Below are 17,255 nucleotides of genomic sequence, written 5' to 3'. Positions count from 1 at the left end.
TCCGTCTGGGGGGTTTATGCGGCCCCGGCGCGCTCGCGTCTGCGCTGGCGCGACTGGCGCACGAGGGAGGTCGAGTAGATCGCGAGGGCGGTCCAGATGCACGCGAAGGCGATGGCGCGGTCGAGGGAGAAGGCCTCGCCGAAGACGAGCACGCCGAGGACGAACTGCATGCTGGGCGAGAGGTACTGGAGGAAGCCCATCGTGCTGAGGGTGAGGCGCTTGGCCGCCTCGACGAACCAGACGAGGGGGATGATGGTGACGGCGCCTGCGGCGATGAGGAAGATGTCGGCGCGCCAGCTTCCGGCGGCGAAGGAGCTGCCGCCGCGAGCGTGGAGCCAGAGGAGGTATCCGGCGGCGACGGGCAGGAGGAGGAGCGTCTCGACGAGCAGGCCGGGGATGGGCTTGGCGCTGGTGCGTTTGCGGATGAGCGCGTAGAGCGCGAAGCTGAAGGCGAGCCCGAGCGAGATCCAGGGCGGCCTTCCCTCGGCGATCGTGAGGTAGAGCACGCCGGCGCCGGCGAGGGCGAGCCCCCCCACCTGCGCGCGGGTCATGCGGTCCTTGAAGAACAGCACGCCGAAGGCGACATTGACGAGCGGGTTGATGAAGTATCCGAGACTCGCCTCGACGATGCGGTCGTTGGTGACGGCCCAGATGTACATCAGCCAGTTGAGGGCGACCAGCGTCGCGGAGAGCGCGAGCGTGGGCAGGACCACCGGCGAGGTGAACGCGGCGAGGACCTCTCGCCAGCGGCGCTTGATCGCGATGAGGACGAGCAGGAGCGGGACGCCCCAGATGATGCGATGGGAGAGGAGCTCGTAGGGCGAGACGGCGCGAGGGAGCATGTCGTCGCGCAGGTGGAGCGTGGCGACGGCTTTGAAGTAGATCGGGACGAGCCCCCACCAGAGATAGGCCCCGAGTCCGTAGGCGAGCCCGACGCCGCGCGCGCGAGCGGCGACCTCGGCGAGGGTCGGGGCGTCGGGGGCGGGTTCGGCGGCGCCCCCGAGGGAGGCGCCGGACGCTTCGGCGGGTGCGCCGACCGGGGTGTGGGCCGGCGAGCTGGATGCCTGGGTGTTCACGGGTGTTCCGCGTGGGGAGGCACGAAAAAAGGCCGCGGCGAAGCCGCCGCGGCCTTGAGCAAGTGGGCGATACTGGGCTCGAACCAGTGACCTCCAGTGTGTCATACTGGCGCGCTAGCCAACTGCGCCAATCGCCCTGCTATTGGGGCAAGTATACCCGGTCGGGAGCGTTCGGCTACCCGTTGCCGTACAGGGGGAGAAGAAGTGGGTCCTCGTCCGAGATTCGTCGCGCGTCGGCTTGAATACGCGTGGGCCGGTGCGCACAATCCCGGCCCCGGCCGGGCCGAGTCCCGGGCGGGTGTGTCCGCCGCGGCAGACGCCCGGCTTTCGAGTCAACGCACGACCCCTTCGAAGGATACTTCCCATGTCAGAGCAGGGCGCTCAGCAGGGCCGTCAGGTGCAGCTCCGCATCGACGAGAGCCGCATGACCACCACCTACGCGAACACGATCCGGACGGCGACCACGCCCGACGAGGTCGTCCTGGATTTCGGCCTGAACATGCCGATGCCTGCGCAGAACAACCAGCCCGCGATGACCTTCGCGGTCGGCTCTCGCGTGGTGATGAACTGGCAGGGCGCGAAGCGTCTGGCGATGTCGCTGAACCAGATCATCGGCCAGTACGAGAAGGCCTTCGGCGAGATCGAGCTCGAGCGTCAGCAGATCGCCCAGCAGGGCTGATCGCGTCTCGACAACCGACGACCACCCAGCGCGGGCGCCCCAGGCGCTCGCGCTGTCGTTTTCAGAGTAGGCGAGTGGCGCGCGGGTAGCTGCCGAGCACGCGCAGCTCGATGCAGTGCGAGGCGGCCTCGTGCAGCGCCTTCGCGAGTTTCTCGTCGGCGCGGTGGCCCTGCGCTTCGATGTAGAACACGTGGGCCCAGTTCTCGCGCCCGCTCGGGCGACGGTCGATGTGCGTGAGGTTGACGCCGCAGCGCTCGAACGCGACGAGCACGTGCGCGAGCGCGCCGGGCTTGTCGGCGGTCTGGAATACGGCGCTGGTCTTGTCGTCGCCGCTGGGGAGGGCTTCCTGCTTCGCGAGCACGAGGAAGCGGGTCACATTGTTGGGGTTGTCCTCGATCGATTCGTAGAGCGGGTGCAGCCCGTACAGCTTGCCGGCCAGCAGCGACGCGATGGCCGCCGCGCCGCAGTCCGGGTCGGCGTCGAGCAGCTCTCGCGCCAGCTGCACCGCCCTGCTGCTGCTGGGCGACGCCACGAGTTCGGCTTTGGGGAGGTTGCGCGTGAGCCAGGCGCGGCACTGCGTGAAGACCTCGGGCTTCGAGAAGACGCGCGTCACCTTCGCCGCCGGTGTCCCGGCGAGCAGGTTGTGGCGCACGCGCAGCATCGCCTCGGCGTAGACCGTGACATCGCCGGGCTTGCAGTCGCGGAACGCGTCGAGCGTTTCGACGATGCCCCCCCCCACCGTGTTCTCGATCGGGACGAGCCCGTAGTCGGCGTGGCCTCGCGCGACCTCTCCGAAGACGCCTGCGATGTCCTGCACGTCGACGAACTCGACGGACGAGCCGAAGTGCGCCGTCGCCGCCTGGTGCGAATAGCTTCCGGCCGGGCCGAGGTAGGCGATGCGCAATGGTCGCTCCAGGAGGAAACTGCCGCTCATGAGTTCCCGATAGATCGCCTCGACGGTGCGCGCCGGCAGCGGGCCCGGGTTCATGGCGAGGACCTTCTTCAGGACAGCCGACTCGCGATGAGGCGCGTAGATCGGTGTGCCGGTGTCGCGCTTGTATCGCCCGACCTCGACGACGACGCGGGCCCGGTCGTTGAGCAGGCGGATCAGCGCCGAGTCGATCTCGTCGATGCGCCGGCGCAGCTCGTCGAGCGAGGCCAGGGGCGCCTCGGAGGGCGGGGGCGGATTCGGCGTCTGGCCGGGATGGTGCTCGTCGGGGGTGGTGCTCACTGGACTCTCTTCATCGGTTGACTGTCGCCGCGGGTCCACCGGGCCGATAATTGGGGGAGGCGTGAAAGGCGCGGGCCGCGGTTCGCAACAACGCCGGCGACGGTTCGATCATGCACACCCCGATCGCAGAAGTCATCCCGGCGATCCCCTTCACGCTCGCGTCGAGCGCGCTGGCCGGGTTGCGCGACCTCTCGGAGCAGGCCGACGCGGCCCAGGGCTGGATCACGGTCCTCGCGCTCGCCGGTCTGGTGGCGCTCGGGCTGGCGCTGTGGACGCTGGGCGGTCGATTCGTGCGCCCCTCGGTGGTCCTGGTCGCCAGCGCGACGGGCGCGTACGCCGGGTATTCGCTCGGGCACATCGTGGACCCTGGCGTCGGTCCCTGGATCGGCATGGCGTTCGGCGTCGTCTCGGGCGCGATGCTCGGCTACGCGCTGTTTCGGTTCGCGTCCGCCGCCCTGCTCGCCGCGTTTCTCGCGCTGGCCGCCCCCACCGGCGCCGCCGTCGTGCTCGATTACGATCTCGCCGATCGGGCGCAGGCCTTCGTCGACGCCGTGCGCGACGCGACCAAGGGCGAGAAGGAGACCGCCGCAGCCGATCGCGACGACGGCCTCTTCACGCCGCGCTCGCTCACCGACGACACCCCGGCGCCCGCCGCCCCGGACGCCGAGGACGAATCCGTCGCGCGCGGCGTGTTGTCGCGCGCCGGCGCGTGGATCACCGGGTTCCTCGCCGACGCCGCGGAGGGCGGCGAAGAGATCTGGGACGAACTCGACCCGCGTGAACAGAACACGCTCCTGCTCGCGAGCGTGATAGGCGCGATCGCCGGGCTGCTCATCGGGGGCATCTTCCCGACCGTCGCGATGGCGGTGCTGACCGCGGGCCTGGGCGCTGCCCTGCTGCTGGGCGCCGGCTCGCACCTCGCGGTCGCGATGCGACCCGAGTGGGCCGACAAGATGCCCGGCTCGCCCATCGCGTGGGCCGCGATCTGGCTCTCGGTCGCGTTCCTGGGCGTGCTGCTTCAGGCTGGCCCGCGGCGCAAACGCAGGAAGCCCGAACCCGTCGCCGCCGAGGGCGCCTGAACAACTCCCGCAGCAAGTTGTGCGAGCAACCCGGGATCAGCGCTGCGCGTCGACCATGTCGGCGTTCTTCGCCGGCGTCGCGACGACCTCGCCCTGCTGGACCGCGTTGCGGCTGGCCTTCTGCAGCGCCCCGAACGAGAAGATCATCGCGATGACCAGCGCCGCCGAGACGAACGCCGCGAGGGGGCGCGTCAGGTACTCGCTCAGTTCCTTGCGCGAGGTCGTCTCGTCGGCGCGATCGATGCACGCCGCGATGATCATGCGCAGGTAATAGAACGCCGCGATCGCCGAGTTCACCGCGAGGATGACCGCCAGCGTGACCTCTCCGGCGCTGATGGACGCGAAGAACAGGTGCAGCTTGGGCCAGAAGCCCAGCAGGGGCGGGAAGCCCATGAGCGACGCGATGCACACCACCCACGCGGCGCACAGCAGCGGGTTGGTGGACCACATGCCCTTGAGATCATTGATCGAGTCGACCTCGCGGTCGGTCGGGTCGCCCGAGCGCCCTTCGCGCCGCTCGAGACTGGCCAGGACGGCGAACGCCCCCGCGTTCGTGACGCCGTAGACGAGCAGATAGAACAGCACCGCCGCCAGCCCGTTGGACCAGATGCTCCCCCCGTCGCCCGGGCCCGCGATGAGCCCGACGAGGATGTAGCCGCTGTGCGCGATCGAGGAATACGCAAGCATGCGCTTCACGCTGGTCTGCAGCAGCGCGAGCACGTTGCCGACCGTCATGGTCAGGGCGGCCATCGCCCACACGACCACGCGGACAGCGTCGGGAAGCCCGCCGGTCGAGATCGATTCGACGCTCGCGGTCCAGCCCCACCCGACGGTCGAGAGCAGCACGAGCAGCGCGAGGAAGCCGGCGGTCTTGGGCGCGAACGCCAGATACCCGGTCACCGGCGCCGCGGCGCCCTGGTACACATCGGCCGTGTAGAAGTGCATCGGGACGGCGGCGATCTTGAACGCGATGCCGATCACCGACAGCACCAGACCCATGACAGCCAGCGTGGGCAGGCCATCGCCCGAAGCCTGCGCGTTGGCGAACATCGCCTGCATCTCGGGCAGCATCGTCGTGCCGGTGGCGCCGTAGAGCATCGCGAAGCCGTACAGGAAGGTCGCCGCCCCAAAGGCGCCGAGGAAGAAGTACTTGACGCCCGCCTCCTGGGCGCGGAGCTTCGAGGAGCTCATCGCGACCATGATGTAGGTAGGCAGCGAAGTCAGCTCGAGCGCGAGGAAGAGCCAGATCAGGTCGTCGGCGCTCGCGCAGAGCATCACGCCCATGACGCTGAAGAGGTAGAACGCGAAGAACTCGCCCCGCGTCGAGCGGATGGGGTCGAAGCGGCCCGTCTTGAGCGCGAGCGTCTCGTAGTCCCGGTCCACCACTCCCACGAGCGTGAGCATGAGCAGGAACGAGACGCCGGCGATCGTCGCCTTCGCGTAGGGCAGGAGCGAGGGGAACATCCCCCCTGCCGAGGGCGACCAGAACGACAGCACGAACGCGCCGATCAGGGCGGCGCCGGTGATGAGCGACGCGAGCCGGCGCGTCGAGGCGTTCTTGGACAGCCCGATCACCATCACCACGCACGCCGCGGCGAAGAGCAGGATCTCGGGGTGGAGCAGGGCGAGTTTCTCGGTCACGGACGCGACTCCTCGATCACGACCACCGACTCACGCGCCGGGACGAGCGCAGGGACCTCGGCCAGCGCGCGCTGGGCGCGGGCCTGATCGATCAGCGCGACGTTCGCCGCGGCCGGGCCCTCGAGGGCGCGGAGCACGGGCTTGGGGTACAGACCGAGCCAGATGCACAGGAACGCGAGCGTCGCGAGGATCGTCACCTCGCGCGCCGTGAGGTCCTTGGGCAGGTCGCCCTCGTCGTGCGCCCCGTGGTGGTGATCGTGGGGCGACTTCGACGGGCCGAACACGACCGATCCGACCATGTACAGCAGATAGATCGCCGCAACGATCATGCCCGTGCCGGCGATGACGGCGTACCACGGACCCAGCGGGCCGGCGGTCCCGCCCACGCCCCAGGTCGCGCCGCTCTGGAACGCGGCCATGACGCACATGATCTCGCTCACGAAGCCGTTGAGCCCGGGCAGGCCCACCGACGCCATCGTGAAGAAGACCATGAAGAACGCCCAGATGGGCATCGACTTCGCGAGCCCGCCCAGCTCGTCCATCGAGCGGGTGTGCAGGCGGTCGTACATGAACCCGATGCAGAAGAACAGCGCGCCGGTCGAGAGGCCGTGGTTGATCATGTAGAGGACCGAGCCCGCCTGGCCGACCTCGTTGAGCGCGAAGAGCGCGAGCACGCAGAAGCCCAGGTGGCTGACCGACGAGTACGCGATCAGCTTCTTGACGTCGCGCTGCACCCAGCAGATCAGGCCGGCGTAGACGATGCCGATGATCGCGAGCACCGCGACGAGGTGGGCGTATTCCATCACCGCGTCGGGCACGAAGGGCAGCACGAAGCGATAGAGCCCGTAGGTGCCCAGTTTCAGCAGCACGCCCGCGAGCACGACCGAGCCGGCGGTCGGCGCCTCGGTGTGCGCCAGGGGCAGCCAGGTGTGCACCGGGAACATCGGCGTCTTGACCGCGAAGCCCGCCATCAGCGCGAGCATCACCCACGCCTGCTGCGACCCGGACATCTGCACCGAGGCATGCTGAAGCGTCGCGATCATGAACGACCACTCGCCCGCGCCCTCGAAGGCGCCGGCGGGCATCTGCGTCGCGTTGAACCACATCACATACAGCAGGCCGACGAGGGTCATCAGCGAGCCGACGAAGGTGTAGAGGAAGAACTTGATCGCCGCCTTGCGACGGTTCGTGCTGCCGAACAGCATGATGAGCACGAAGAGCGGGGCGAGCGTGAACTCGAAAGCGACATAGAAGGTGACGATGTCGCGGGCCGCGAACGCGCCGATGATCGGCGCCTGCAGCGCGATGAGCCAAGCGTAGTAGGTCTTGGGGCGAGTCTTGATCGACGCGAACGAGCCGAAGACGCACAGAGGCGCCAGGATGCCCGTGAGCAGGATCAGCAGCATCGACACGCTGTCGACGGCGAGCGACATCGTCAGCCCGTCGGTGATCGCCACCGATTGCGCGAGCTGGAAGTCAGCCGACCGCGCCCAGTCGAATCCGAACCCGGCGATCATCGTCATCACGAAGAACGCGAGCGACCCGAACGACGCGATCGGCTTGGCCAGGCGCGCCGGCGCGACGGCGATCGCCAGGGCGAGCAGGATCGGGATGACCAGCAGGATCGTCAGCATGGGTTCGCTTCGGGGAGCGTCGTCAGGTCAGAGAAGGAGCCACACCACCACGAGGAAGAGCGCGATGCCCCCGGCCATGCCGGCGGCGTAGGACTGGAGCACGCCGTTCTGGCTGGGGCGAAGCCCCCAGCCCGTCAGCTTCGGCAGCGCGCCGAACAGGTTCACGAGTCCGTCGACCAGCAGCTGGTCGATGAAGTGGAAGATGTGCGAGACCGCCTTGAGGGGCAGGCGGATGGTCGCGTTGTAGAACTCATCCACATACCACTTGTTCTGCGCCCACTTCGGGATCGGCCCGAGCAGCGGCAGCAGGTCGTCGGCCTTGCTCGTCGCGGCGGAGGTGCGCCCACGGTAATGCAGCAGGTACGCGATGAAGATCCCGACGAAACCGACCGCCGCGGACGCGAAGTACATCCACTTGTGCGGGTCGCTCAGGAAACCGCCCTTCTCGGCGCCGTGCGCACCGGCGGCGTAGTCCGCGCCGTGGGCCCCGTACGGGCTCTCGTAGTACGCGCTGGAGTGGTGCACCATCGAGCCGACCCAGCCGTGGTCCTTCTTGTTCACGAAGTACAGGACGGCGGCGAGGACCGCGCAGACGGAGATGATGACGAGCACGCTGTTGATCGCCCAGCCCGGCGCGTGGGGGTGCCAGTGCCCGTGGGGGTGCTCGTCCTCGTGCTTCTCGGCCTGGTCCTGCGCGTCGGCGAGTTCGTGGTCGTCGTCGTGGTGGTGCGAGTGCTTGTGGTCGTCGTGGGCGTGGTCGTCGTGCCCGTGCAGCTCGTCGCCCGGGTGGTACTCAACGGGCCCCATGAACACGCGGAAGAACACGCGGAAGGTGTAGTACGCCGTGATGCCCGCCGTCAGCAGCGCGATGACGCCCAGCGCCGTGAACCCCGGGCCCTTCGTGACGAAGGCCTCGGCGAGGATCATGTCCTTGCTGAAATAGCCGGCGGTGAACGGGAACCCGGCCAGGTTCAGGCAGCCCACGAGCATCGCGATGCTGACGATGCCCCAGCCCTTCATGTGGCGCAACCCGCTGAGTTTCCGCAGGTCCAGCTGCCCGGCGAACCCGTGCATGACGGCGCCGCACGCGAGGAAGAGCCCGGCCTTGAAGAACGCGTGCGTGAACACATGGAACGCGGCGCCGGCGGTCGTCAGCAGGCCAAGCCCCATGAACATGTAGCCAAGCTGCGACACCGTCGAGTACGCCATGATGCGCTTGATGTCGAACTGCGCCATGCCGATCGTCGCGGCGAACAGCGCCGTCAGCCCCCCCACCCACGCGACGGTCGAGAGCGCCCAGCGGGCGTCGTCCATCGCGAACATGGGGTAGAGACGCGCGATCAGGAACACACCCGCCGTCACCATGGTCGCCGCGTGGATCAGCGCCGACACGGGTGTCGGGCCTTCCATCGCGTCGGGGAGCCAGACATACAGCGGCAGCTGCGCCGACTTGCCGAACGCCGCGAGCATGAACAGGAAGGGGATCCATCGCTCCTGCCAGGTCCCGGCGAGCGAGTTGCCGGCGCCGTCGACGCCCTGGCTGATGCTCGCGAACAGCGGGCCGAACTCGACCGTGCCGTAGGTCACGAACACCGCGAAGATGCCGATCGCCAGACCCAGGTCGCCGATGCGGTTGACGATGAACGCCTTCTTGGCGGCCGCCACCGCGGCGGGCTTCTGATAGAAGTACCCGATCAGCAGGTACGAGCAGAGACCAACGCCTTCCCAGCCCAGATAGAGCAGGAGCAGGTTGTCGGCCATGACCAGCGCCGACATCGAGAAGACGAACAGCGAGAACGCGCCGAAGAAGCGGCAGTACCCGAGCCCGACATCGTGGCTCATGTACTCGCTCGCGTAGAGCGCGATGAGCGTCGCCAGCCCGGTGACGAAGAGCATCCAGAGGATGGTCAGCGAGTCGAGGTACAGGCCGAAGTTCGCGACGAGCTGCTGTCCCTCGCCGCTGCCCCACGCGAAGTTGATCCAGTCGAAGCCGTGCACGAGCGACGCGGTCTGTCCCACATTGAACCAGGTCGCAAGCACGACGAGGAAGCTCACCGCGAGCAGCGCGACGGTCGTGAACGCAGGCAGCTTGCTCTTGACGCCCAGCATTGCGAACACGCCGCAGAGAACCGCCGAGAGGGCGGGCAGCGCGAGGATCAGGAGCGCCATCGACGGGCCGGCGGCGATCGCCTCGGCGGCGTGGGTGTGCGCGTGACCGTGGTGGTCGCCCCCACCCGGAGCGGCGGCTGCGAGGGTCAGCGTCGGCAGGATGCTCGAGAGCACTCCGGTCATCCCTTCAACTCCGCCCAGGCCGAGGCATCGAGCGTTTCTTTACGCCGGAACAGGTACACGACCAGCGCGAGCGCCAGGGCCGCTTCCGCGGCGGCGATCGTCAGCACGAAGATCACGAACACGGGTCCCGACGCGTCCATGTGGTATCGCCCGAACGCGATGAACGCCAGACCGGCGCCCTGGAACATCAGTTCCGTGCAAAGGAACATGATGATCAGGTTCCGCCGGCTCAGGAACCCGACCACGCCCAGGCAGAACATCGCCGCCGAGAGGATCAGGAAGTGCTGGAGCGTCTCGACCGGCATCGCGGTCGGCAGCGCGCTCGCGAGCGTCGTGGTCAGGTCGATCACGCCTCACCCCCCAGCCGCGCGGCGGCGTGGACTTTCTTCTCTTCCTCGATCTCGGTCTGCTTGCGCGCCAGGACCACGGCGCCCAGCATCGCCATCAACAGGATGATGCCGGCCAGTTCCAGACCCAGCGGGTGATCCCCCACCAGCGCGAAGCCGACCCGCTCGATGTCCTGCGCGCGGAACGCGCCGGGCAGGCGGATCAGCGCGTCTGCGCCGTCGCGAGCGACCACGAGATCTTGCATATGCTGAGGAACAGCAAGACCTTGCGCGCCGCGGATGCGGATCAGCCCGTCCTCGACGCCCACGATGTCCCACTGCGTCGTCAGGCCCTCGTCACGCAGCACACGCTCCAGCTTTCTGGGCATCCGCTCGGCGTAGGCGACCTGGTTCACCGACGCGACGCCCGGGCCCATCTCTGACACGCCCCGGTTGATCAGCCCGATCATCGCCGTCAGCAGCACGAAGCCCGCAAGCACGGCGGCGACGGGCTCCCGTGCGAAGCGGTCGTAGAGGGAGAGCGACTCAACCTCTTCCGCAGACGGGGCTTCCGTAGCGAGCATGATCACGAACAGATAGGTGATCAGGATCGCGCCGGCATAGATGATGATGAGCGCGAACGCCATGAACTCGGCGCCCAGGAGCAGGTAGAGCCCGCACCCGGCGATGATCGTCAGGATGAAGAACAGGGCCGCGTACACCGGGCGAGGGTGGCTGATCAGCCGGACACCCCCGAACAGGGCGAGCAGGCCGAACGCGTAGAAGAGTGCGTTGGGACGACCCGATCCCGCCGCCAGCGAGAGGCCGGTCATCGAGATCGCGAAGGCGATCAGGGCGATGATCCCGCCCAGCCCGCGCGGCGAGACTCCCGGCTTGGGCAGCATCAGCAGCACGCCGAGGGCGCCGAGCGCGACGCCCGCGTACAGCAGAATCGGCTGCGCGACGATGTCCAAGCAGTGCACTCCGCGAGGGGTGGAGTCTGGAGCGAGGGGACGCGAGAGACAGGGAGACGGCGACGCCGCTCCCGTGGGCGGGCAGGATAGATCGGAGGTTAGCGACCTTCAACTTGCGCCGCACGGCCCAAGACCCCTTTCGTGCGCTCATTCTGCGGCGCTGTACCATCCGCCCCCCGGACACCCCCATGCCGACAGACGCATCCTCTTCATCCCGTCCCCCCGCCGTCGGCGCCCGACGCCAGATCCCCAACCTCCTCACGACGCTGCGCCTCGTCCTCGCCGGGGTGTTCTTCGGGGTCCTCGCCTTCTACGACCCCGCCCGCCCGTCGCACGACGCGCTCCTCGTCGTCGCCGCCGCGATCTTCCTCGTCGCCGCCCTCACCGACGCGCTCGACGGCCACCTCGCCCGGCGCTGGAACGCCGTCACCGTCTTCGGGCGCGTCATGGACCCCTTCGCCGACAAGGTCCTCGTGCTCGGCGCGTTCGTGATGCTCGCCGGCGCGAACTTCTCGCGATGGACGGTCCACGCCGACCCCGTCACCCTCTCGGGCGTCGAGACTTGGATGGTCGTCGTCATCCTCGCGCGCGAACTCCTCGTCACCTCCATCCGCGGCATCGTCGAGTCCAAGGGGATCTCCTTCGCCGCCATCGGCGCAGGCAAGATCAAGATGATCGCGCAGTCCGTCGCTGTGCCGCTGATCCTCGTCTGCGTCGCGCTCCAGACCGACTCGGCCGACACACTCCGGAGCCCTGCGCACACCGGCGCGATCGTCCTCGCGTGGGGCGTCACGCTCCTCACCGCATGGTCGGCCATTCCCTATCTCACGCGCGGCTGGCGCGCGCTCCGTGATTCCGCCGATTGATCCAACGCATGACAAACGACGCGCCATCGCCCACGACCGGCAACGACCTGCTGAAGACACTCGCCGTCACCGCGGGCGGGTTGGGCTTCCTGCGCCCTGCGCCCGGCACCTGGGGCAGCACGCCCCCCTGCGCCGTCGCGTGGTTCATCGTGCTGCTGGGCGGATCGACGCCGCATATCTCGATTGCCGCCGCGACGATCGCGCTCGTCGCGACGCTGATCTGCATCGCGCTCGGCGAATTCGCGGAGCAGAAGTTCGGGCGCAAGGACCCCAGCCAGGTCGTCATCGACGAGGTCGCCGGGCAGGGCGTCGCGTTGCTGTTCATCCCGGCGTTCGCGATCGAGACCTTCTGGCGCGCGACGCTCACGCTGGGCGCCGCGTTCATCCTGTTCCGTCTCTTCGACATACTCAAACCCCCGCCCGCGTACCGGATGCAGCGCCTCAAGGGCGGGCTGGGCGTCGTTGTCGATGATCTCTTCGCCGGGCTGTACGCCGGGATCGTGCTGGTCGCAGGGCTGTACGCCCTCCGGGCCGCCGGAATCCTGTAAACTGTCGGGATGCCCTGCCTCCTCGCCATCCTCGCGCTCGGTTTTCCACGGCTTGTCATCATCCTGCTGGCGCTGTTCTCGGGGTACCTGAGCAGCGCGTACAGCACGATCCTGTGGCCCGTGCTCGGGTTCTTCTTTTTCCCGTTCACCACGCTGGCCTACGCCGTCGCCATGAACGAGAACGGCGGGAATGTGAACGGGCTGTACCTCGTCCTCGTCGTCGTCGCGGTGCTGCTCGATCTTGGCTCTTTCGGCAGCGGCGGGTACTCGTACAAGACCCGCAAGCGCTAGACCACTCCCCCGCTACACTCGGCGCATGCTCCCCCTCTTCGACGCGCACCTTGACCTCGCGTGCCTCGCCGTCAACGGCCGGGATATGCACGCCGAGCCCGATCGCGCCGGTGGGCCGTGGCTCCCCGCCGCCGTTACGCTGCCCTCGCTGCGCGAGGGCAACATCGCCTGCGCGCTCGCCACCGTTTTCACCGAAGCGGTCCCCCACGGCGAGACCAGCGCCGACGCCGTCGCGTACCCGATGGGCGACGCCGACGCGGCCCATCGCAAGGGACGCGCGCAGCTCGAGGTCTACATGACCTGGGCGGATAACGGGCACGCACGGCTCGACCTGCGCAGGGCGCTGCGCGTCGACCCGCACCTGGGGACCGTGCGCGCCGGCATGGGCGTCGCCGAATCGCTCCCCGACGACCCGGTCGCGCGCCTCGCGCGCGCCTACCAGCGTCCCAAGAACCCCTCGCCCATCACGCTCGGCGTGCTCGTCGAGAACGCCGACCCCGTCCGCTCCCCTGACGAACTCGCCTGGTGGGTCGAGCGCGGCGTCGTCGCCGTCGGGCTCACCTGGGCGCGACCGTCCCGCTATTCCGGCGGCAACCTCACCCCCGAGCTCGGCCTGACCGACCTCGGGCGCGAGATGATCCGCGCGATGGACGCGCAGGGCGTCACCCACGACCTCTCGCACCTGTCGCAGCGTGCGACGCGCGAACTGCTCGAAGCCACGGACGCGCCAGTCGTCGCGTCGCACAGCAACTGCCGCGCGATCGTCGACCCGGGCGGCACGAACGAGCGTCACCTCGCCGACGACACCATCGTCGAGATCGGGCGTCGCGGCGGCGTGATCGGGATCAACCTCTTCGGCGTCTTCCTGCGACCGAAGCAGGACGGACGCGCCAGGATCGAGGATGTCGTCGCGCACATCGAACGGATCTGCGAACTCACGGGGCGACGCGACGGCGTTGGTCTCGGCAGCGACATGGACGGCGGGCTGTCGGCGAACGACCTGCCCGAGGGCATCGCGCGCCCGCGCGACATCCACCGGGTGCTCGACGCGCTGCGCGATCGCGGCTGGTCGCAGCGGGAACTCGAAGGGTTCGCGTACCGCAACTGGGCGGCGTTCTTCGGGAAGAAGGCGACGCCTCCCCGTACGCCGATCACCGCGTCGCCCCCCTCACCGGGCGCCCAGCGCTGACGAAACTGCTCACTGCTCCCTCTTCCCGGTCGCTTCACCTGAAGATGAGCACGCGCGGGTTGACCAGAAGGACGGGCTCGTCGCGCATCTGCATGAACGCGGTCATCGAGCCGCGGAGCTGCTCCCACGCGCGATCCCCGAGGATCTGACGCCCCAGTTCTGCGAACGCGCCGGCCTGCGAGCCCACGCCGGGCGACGCGACGCCGAAACGACCGAAGAGGTCGCTGAGGATCTCGTCGATCGAGCGCGGCGCCGGGAAGTCCATGACCTCGTACGCGCCCTCGCGCAGCGCGAGCTTCGCGGCCATCGCGCCGATCGCGTCGGTGAGGCCGCCGATCTCGTCGGCCATGCGCAGGTCGATCGCGTCCTGCCCGGCGAACAGGCGCCCCTCGGCGGTGCGCGCGATGTCGATGTTCTTGCGCCCTGTCTTCACGCGATCCACGAACTGGTCGTAGACCTTCTGCATCGTCGAGCGGACGACCTCGCGCTGCTGCGCGTTCCACGGGCTCACGCTCGACATCATGTCGGCCAGAGGCCCGCGCCCGCGAGGCACGATGCGGACCTGCGCCTTGTCGTAGACGCCCCCGAGCACGATCTTGCCACCGACCACGCCGATGCTGCCCACGATGCTCGTCGGCTCGACATAGATCCTGTCGCCGCCGACAGCGCAGTAGTACCCGCCGCTGGCGGCCATGTCGCCCACGCTGACCCACACGGGCTTGGAGGCGGCGACGCGGCGCAGGCCGATCCACATCGACTCGCTCGCGATGGCGCTGCCCCCGGGCGAATCGATGCGAACGACCAGGCCCTTGATGAGGTCGTCGTCCTCGATCTGCTTGAGCGCCTTGCGGATCGTGATCGAGCCGACGCTCGAGCCGCCCATCAGACTGGCCGCCTGACTCTCGCCGTCGACGATGGGCCCGTCGATGTGCAGCACCGCGATGGTGTCGCGGGTCGCTTTGGTCTTCGGCTTGGCGCTGAGCAGCTCGAAGATCGCGAAGGGGTTGGACGACGCGAGGGGCGAAGAGGCGCCCTTCTCGAAGTCGATCACGCGGTACGACAGCTCGTCGCCGTGCATCGACTGGAGGCGCTGGTGGATCTCGAGCCGGTCGAGGACCGCGTCGACGAGCTTCGCGCGCCTGGCGTCCTCGGGGTCGCCCAGCCAGGCCGAGCGCAGCGCCGCGTCGAGCTGCGTGGGCGACATGGAGCGCCCGGTCGTGAGGCGCCTCTGCATCGCGCCCCACATCGAGTCGAGGAGCTGGGTGATGTTCTGATCCCACGCCTTGCTGGGCGCGTTGTTCGCGAGCTGCTCGCTCGCGCCCTTGTAGTCGCCGATCTGCACGAAGTCGGCCTTGGCGCCGACCCACGCGAGCGTGTCGGCGAGGAACATCTCCTCCATGTAGAGCCCGGGGAACATGACCGCGCCGCCCCGCTGCACGATCACGTCGTCGCAGAACGACGCGAGCAGCAGCTCGACGGGGCCATAGATCTCGGTGAACGCGTGCACCTTCTTGCCCCGGGACCTCGCGTGCTCGACGGCGCGCCCGATCTCGTGGACCTGGGCCATGCCGGCCTTCAGGTCGCTGAAGCGGAGCACGATCGCCGAGATCTCGGGGTCGTTGGCCGCCTTGCGGATCTCGCCCACCACGCCGCGGAGGGTCATGCCCTGCGAGCCGGACATGAAGGACATCTCGGGGGCGCGTTCGGAAACAGCGCCCTTCATCTCGAGCCATGCCACCGTCCCGGCGCCGGCCGGGAGGGCGGCGACGAGCAGGGCGAGGGTCACGGACAGCAGACGGGCGAGAGCTCGGGACATTCGGGTGCTCCGGTCGGGGATCGGGTGCGCGTCGTCAGTTGTTGGGCCGACGCACGCCGTGGTTGCGGGATCGTACGCGACGCACCGGGCCCGGAACGCAGATACCCTTTCCTGCGCCATGACCCAGGACCACTCGACCGCCCAGGCACACCCCCTCGCCACCGACCTCGCCGGGCTTTCGCTGCGCAACCCGGTCATCCTCGCGGCCGGGACCGCCGGCTATCTGGACGAATACGCCGACGCGCTCGACCTCTCACGCGTCGGCGCACTGGTCACGAAATCCATCACGGCGCGCCCGCGCGAGGGCAACCGGACCTGGCGCATCCTCGACAGCAAGGCCGGGATGCTCAACGCGATCGGGCTCGCCAATGTCGGGCACGAGCACTACGCCGCCCACATCGCGCCGCGCGCCGGCGATGTCCCCTGCGTCGTCATCGGCTCCGTCGCCGGTTTCTCGATCGACGACTATGTCAAGGTCGCCGCGATGTTCGACGACGCGCCGGCGATCGGCGCGGTCGAGTTGAATGTCTCCTGCCCCAACGTCCACGGCGGCACGCTGTTCGGGCACGAGCCCGCCAAGCTCCGCGAACTGCTCGGCGCCGTGCGCCCCGTGCTGAGCCAGACCAAGCTCTTCGTGAAGCTCGCGCCCGACGCGCCGGATATCGTCGCGACGGCGCGCGTCAGCGTCGAGGCGGGCGCAGAGGGGCTGACGATCTCCAACACCGTCCCGGCGATGGCGATCGACGTCGAGACGCGCCGCCCGCGCCTCGCCGCCGTCACCGGGGGGCTGTCCGGGCCGGCGATCCACCCAATCGCGGTGCGGCTGGTGCACCTGGTCTATCGCGCCGTCGCGCGCGACGCCGGGGTGCCGATCATCGGCGCAGGGGGCGTCACCCACTGGGACGACGCGGCGGAGTTCATCCTCGCCGGGGCGACGGCCGTCGAGATGGGCAGCGCGCTCTTCGCCGACCCGCGCTCGCCGCTGCGCGTCGCGAAGGGGCTCGAGAAATGGGTCGCGCGCCAGGGGTGCTCATCGCTGCGCGAGCTGATCGGCGCCGTGGACCTTGGCGAGCATTGAGCACACGCCGGCTTACGCGTATCCGAGCGCGTCGAGGTCGTCCTCGTCGAGCCCGAAGTGGTGGCCGATCTCGTGCAAAAGCGTGACCCAGATCTCTTCGTAGACCTTGTCGTCGGCCCCGCGCTGGCGCCAGCCGCCGGCGAGATTCACGATCCCCGAACGGAAGAGTCGGATCTCCTCGGGCAGCGCGTGCCCGTGCTCGACGGAGCGCTCCGTGAGCGCGATCCCCGTGTGCAGGCCGCAGAGCTCGGTCGGGTCGTCCATGCCCAGCTCTTTCAGGATGTGCTCGGGTGGTGAGTCCTCGACGATCACGGGCGTGACCTCCAGGAGTTTGCGGATCTCGTCGGGCAGCTGGCCGATCGCCTCTTCGAGCAGGGTGTCGAAGCGATCGCGATCGGCCTCGGACAGCACCGGACCGACGCGGCTCGAGTGGGTTCGCGGCCTTGGGGTGTCGCGTCGCGCCATGCGCCGAGTGTAGCCCCAGCCCGGAGCCGCCCGGGATACCCTTGTCCGACAAAGCCCACCTTCCCACTGG

At 68.9% G+C, this 17,255-nt stretch carries 16 protein-coding genes and 1 tRNA gene; 7 read left to right on the top strand and 10 right to left on the bottom strand.

What is annotated here, in order from left to right:
- Nucleotides 1-14: 14 nt before the first annotated feature.
- Nucleotides 15-1,076, bottom strand: coding sequence for an EamA family transporter RarD (rarD, locus tag KF684_00535; protein ID MBX3351394.1), 1,062 nt, complete (start codon nucleotides 1,074-1,076; stop codon nucleotides 15-17).
- A 63-nt stretch (nucleotides 1,077-1,139) separates the two neighbouring features.
- Nucleotides 1,140-1,213, bottom strand: a tRNA-Val gene (locus tag KF684_00530).
- 227 nt (nucleotides 1,214-1,440) lie between these two features.
- Between KF684_00530 and KF684_00525 the strand changes: the two genes are divergently transcribed.
- Nucleotides 1,441-1,755, top strand: a complete 315-nt coding sequence (locus KF684_00525; protein ID MBX3351393.1) for a DUF3467 domain-containing protein — start codon at nucleotides 1,441-1,443, stop codon at nucleotides 1,753-1,755.
- Between the two features lie 61 nt (nucleotides 1,756-1,816).
- Here KF684_00525 and pheA read toward each other — a convergent pair whose 3' ends face one another.
- Nucleotides 1,817-2,917, bottom strand: a complete 1,101-nt coding sequence (gene pheA / locus KF684_00520) for a chorismate mutase (GenBank protein MBX3351392.1) — start codon at nucleotides 2,915-2,917, stop codon at nucleotides 1,817-1,819.
- A 179-nt stretch (nucleotides 2,918-3,096) separates the two neighbouring features.
- On the opposite strand from pheA, the gene KF684_00515 reads away from it, so the two are divergent.
- Nucleotides 3,097-4,065 (top strand): hypothetical protein, encoded by a 969-nt coding sequence (locus tag KF684_00515; protein ID MBX3351391.1) that lies wholly within the window; start codon nucleotides 3,097-3,099, stop codon nucleotides 4,063-4,065.
- A 36-nt stretch (nucleotides 4,066-4,101) separates the two neighbouring features.
- Here the strand turns inward: KF684_00515 and KF684_00510 are convergent, their stop codons facing one another.
- Genes KF684_00510 through KF684_00490 form a run of 5 tightly spaced genes read right to left on the bottom strand, consistent with a single transcriptional unit; the run spans nucleotide 4,102 to nucleotide 10,932 of the window.
- Entirely contained in the window at nucleotides 4,102-5,706 is a 1,605-nt protein-coding gene (locus tag KF684_00510; protein MBX3351390.1) for an NADH-quinone oxidoreductase subunit N, read from the bottom strand.
- The gene (locus KF684_00505; GenBank protein MBX3351389.1) at nucleotides 5,703-7,340 is read right to left on the bottom strand and encodes an NADH-quinone oxidoreductase subunit M; all 1,638 of its coding nucleotides are present in this window, start codon (nucleotides 7,338-7,340) and stop codon (nucleotides 5,703-5,705) included. The genes KF684_00510 and KF684_00505 overlap by 4 nt, the downstream gene beginning before the upstream one ends.
- Nucleotides 7,341-7,367: 27 nt before the next feature.
- A complete protein-coding gene (nuoL, locus tag KF684_00500; GenBank protein ID MBX3351388.1) occupies nucleotides 7,368-9,632 on the bottom strand; it encodes an NADH-quinone oxidoreductase subunit L in 2,265 nt (754 codons plus the stop codon).
- The gene (nuoK, locus tag KF684_00495) at nucleotides 9,629-9,937 is read right to left on the bottom strand and encodes an NADH-quinone oxidoreductase subunit NuoK (GenBank protein ID MBX3351387.1); all 309 of its coding nucleotides are present in this window, start codon (nucleotides 9,935-9,937) and stop codon (nucleotides 9,629-9,631) included. The genes nuoL and nuoK overlap by 4 nt, the downstream gene beginning before the upstream one ends.
- A gap of 41 nt (nucleotides 9,938-9,978) precedes the next feature.
- Entirely contained in the window at nucleotides 9,979-10,932 is a 954-nt protein-coding gene (locus KF684_00490) for an NADH-quinone oxidoreductase subunit J (protein ID MBX3351386.1), read from the bottom strand.
- Between the two features lie 188 nt (nucleotides 10,933-11,120).
- On the opposite strand from KF684_00490, the gene KF684_00485 reads away from it, so the two are divergent.
- From KF684_00485 to KF684_00470, 4 genes are read left to right on the top strand one after another with little or no spacing between them, the layout of a single operon-like run.
- Nucleotides 11,121-11,798, top strand: a complete 678-nt coding sequence (locus KF684_00485; GenBank protein MBX3351385.1) for a CDP-alcohol phosphatidyltransferase family protein — start codon at nucleotides 11,121-11,123, stop codon at nucleotides 11,796-11,798.
- An 8-nt stretch (nucleotides 11,799-11,806) separates the two neighbouring features.
- On the top strand, nucleotides 11,807-12,346 hold the full coding sequence (locus tag KF684_00480; GenBank protein MBX3351384.1) for a phosphatidylglycerophosphatase A: 540 nt from the start codon (nucleotides 11,807-11,809) through the stop codon (nucleotides 12,344-12,346).
- Nucleotides 12,347-12,355: 9 nt separating this feature from the next.
- Nucleotides 12,356-12,637, top strand: coding sequence for a hypothetical protein (locus KF684_00475; GenBank protein ID MBX3351383.1), 282 nt, complete (start codon nucleotides 12,356-12,358; stop codon nucleotides 12,635-12,637).
- A gap of 25 nt (nucleotides 12,638-12,662) precedes the next feature.
- Nucleotides 12,663-13,826: a membrane dipeptidase gene (locus KF684_00470; protein ID MBX3351382.1), complete on the top strand. Its 1,164-nt coding sequence runs from the start codon at nucleotides 12,663-12,665 to the stop codon at nucleotides 13,824-13,826.
- Nucleotides 13,827-13,860: 34 nt separating this feature from the next.
- Here the strand turns inward: KF684_00470 and KF684_00465 are convergent, their stop codons facing one another.
- Nucleotides 13,861-15,642, bottom strand: coding sequence for a S49 family peptidase (locus tag KF684_00465; protein ID MBX3351381.1), 1,782 nt, complete (start codon nucleotides 15,640-15,642; stop codon nucleotides 13,861-13,863).
- A 118-nt stretch (nucleotides 15,643-15,760) separates the two neighbouring features.
- On the opposite strand from KF684_00465, the gene KF684_00460 reads away from it, so the two are divergent.
- Nucleotides 15,761-16,720: a dihydroorotate dehydrogenase gene (locus tag KF684_00460; protein MBX3351380.1), complete on the top strand. Its 960-nt coding sequence runs from the start codon at nucleotides 15,761-15,763 to the stop codon at nucleotides 16,718-16,720.
- A gap of 12 nt (nucleotides 16,721-16,732) precedes the next feature.
- Here the strand turns inward: KF684_00460 and KF684_00455 are convergent, their stop codons facing one another.
- Entirely contained in the window at nucleotides 16,733-17,185 is a 453-nt protein-coding gene (locus tag KF684_00455; protein MBX3351379.1) for a metallopeptidase family protein, read from the bottom strand.
- Between the last annotated feature and the right edge of the window lie 70 nt (nucleotides 17,186-17,255).

Source organism: Phycisphaeraceae bacterium, assembly GCA_019636675.1.
Taxonomy (GTDB): domain Bacteria; phylum Planctomycetota; class Phycisphaerae; order Phycisphaerales; family UBA1924; genus JAHBXC01.
Note: the sequence above shows the minus strand (reverse complement) of the source record. Positions and strands in the feature narration are given on the sequence as shown.

What these genes read in the sequence shown, in the direction of transcription:
- KF684_00525 (MBX3351393.1), top strand. Translation starts at nt 1,441, where the DNA reads ATGTCAGAGCAGGGCGCTCAGCAGGGCCGTCAGGTGCAGCTCCGCATC.
- KF684_00515 (MBX3351391.1), top strand. Translation starts at nt 3,097, where the DNA reads ATGCACACCCCGATCGCAGAAGTCATCCCGGCGATCCCCTTCACGCTC.
- KF684_00505 (MBX3351389.1), bottom strand. Translation starts at nt 7,340, where the DNA reads ATGCTGACGATCCTGCTGGTCATCCCGATCCTGCTCGCCCTGGCGATC.
- nuoL (MBX3351388.1), bottom strand. Translation starts at nt 9,632, where the DNA reads ATGACCGGAGTGCTCTCGAGCATCCTGCCGACGCTGACCCTCGCAGCC.
- nuoK (MBX3351387.1), bottom strand. Translation starts at nt 9,937, where the DNA reads ATGCCGGTCGAGACGCTCCAGCACTTCCTGATCCTCTCGGCGGCGATG.
- KF684_00485 (MBX3351385.1), top strand. Translation starts at nt 11,121, where the DNA reads ATGCCGACAGACGCATCCTCTTCATCCCGTCCCCCCGCCGTCGGCGCC.
- KF684_00480 (MBX3351384.1), top strand. Translation starts at nt 11,807, where the DNA reads ATGACAAACGACGCGCCATCGCCCACGACCGGCAACGACCTGCTGAAG.
- KF684_00475 (MBX3351383.1), top strand. Translation starts at nt 12,356, where the DNA reads ATGCCCTGCCTCCTCGCCATCCTCGCGCTCGGTTTTCCACGGCTTGTC.
- KF684_00470 (MBX3351382.1), top strand. Translation starts at nt 12,663, where the DNA reads ATGCTCCCCCTCTTCGACGCGCACCTTGACCTCGCGTGCCTCGCCGTC.
- KF684_00465 (MBX3351381.1), bottom strand. Translation starts at nt 15,642, where the DNA reads ATGTCCCGAGCTCTCGCCCGTCTGCTGTCCGTGACCCTCGCCCTGCTC.
- KF684_00460 (MBX3351380.1), top strand. Translation starts at nt 15,761, where the DNA reads ATGACCCAGGACCACTCGACCGCCCAGGCACACCCCCTCGCCACCGAC.
- KF684_00455 (MBX3351379.1), bottom strand. Translation starts at nt 17,185, where the DNA reads ATGGCGCGACGCGACACCCCAAGGCCGCGAACCCACTCGAGCCGCGTC.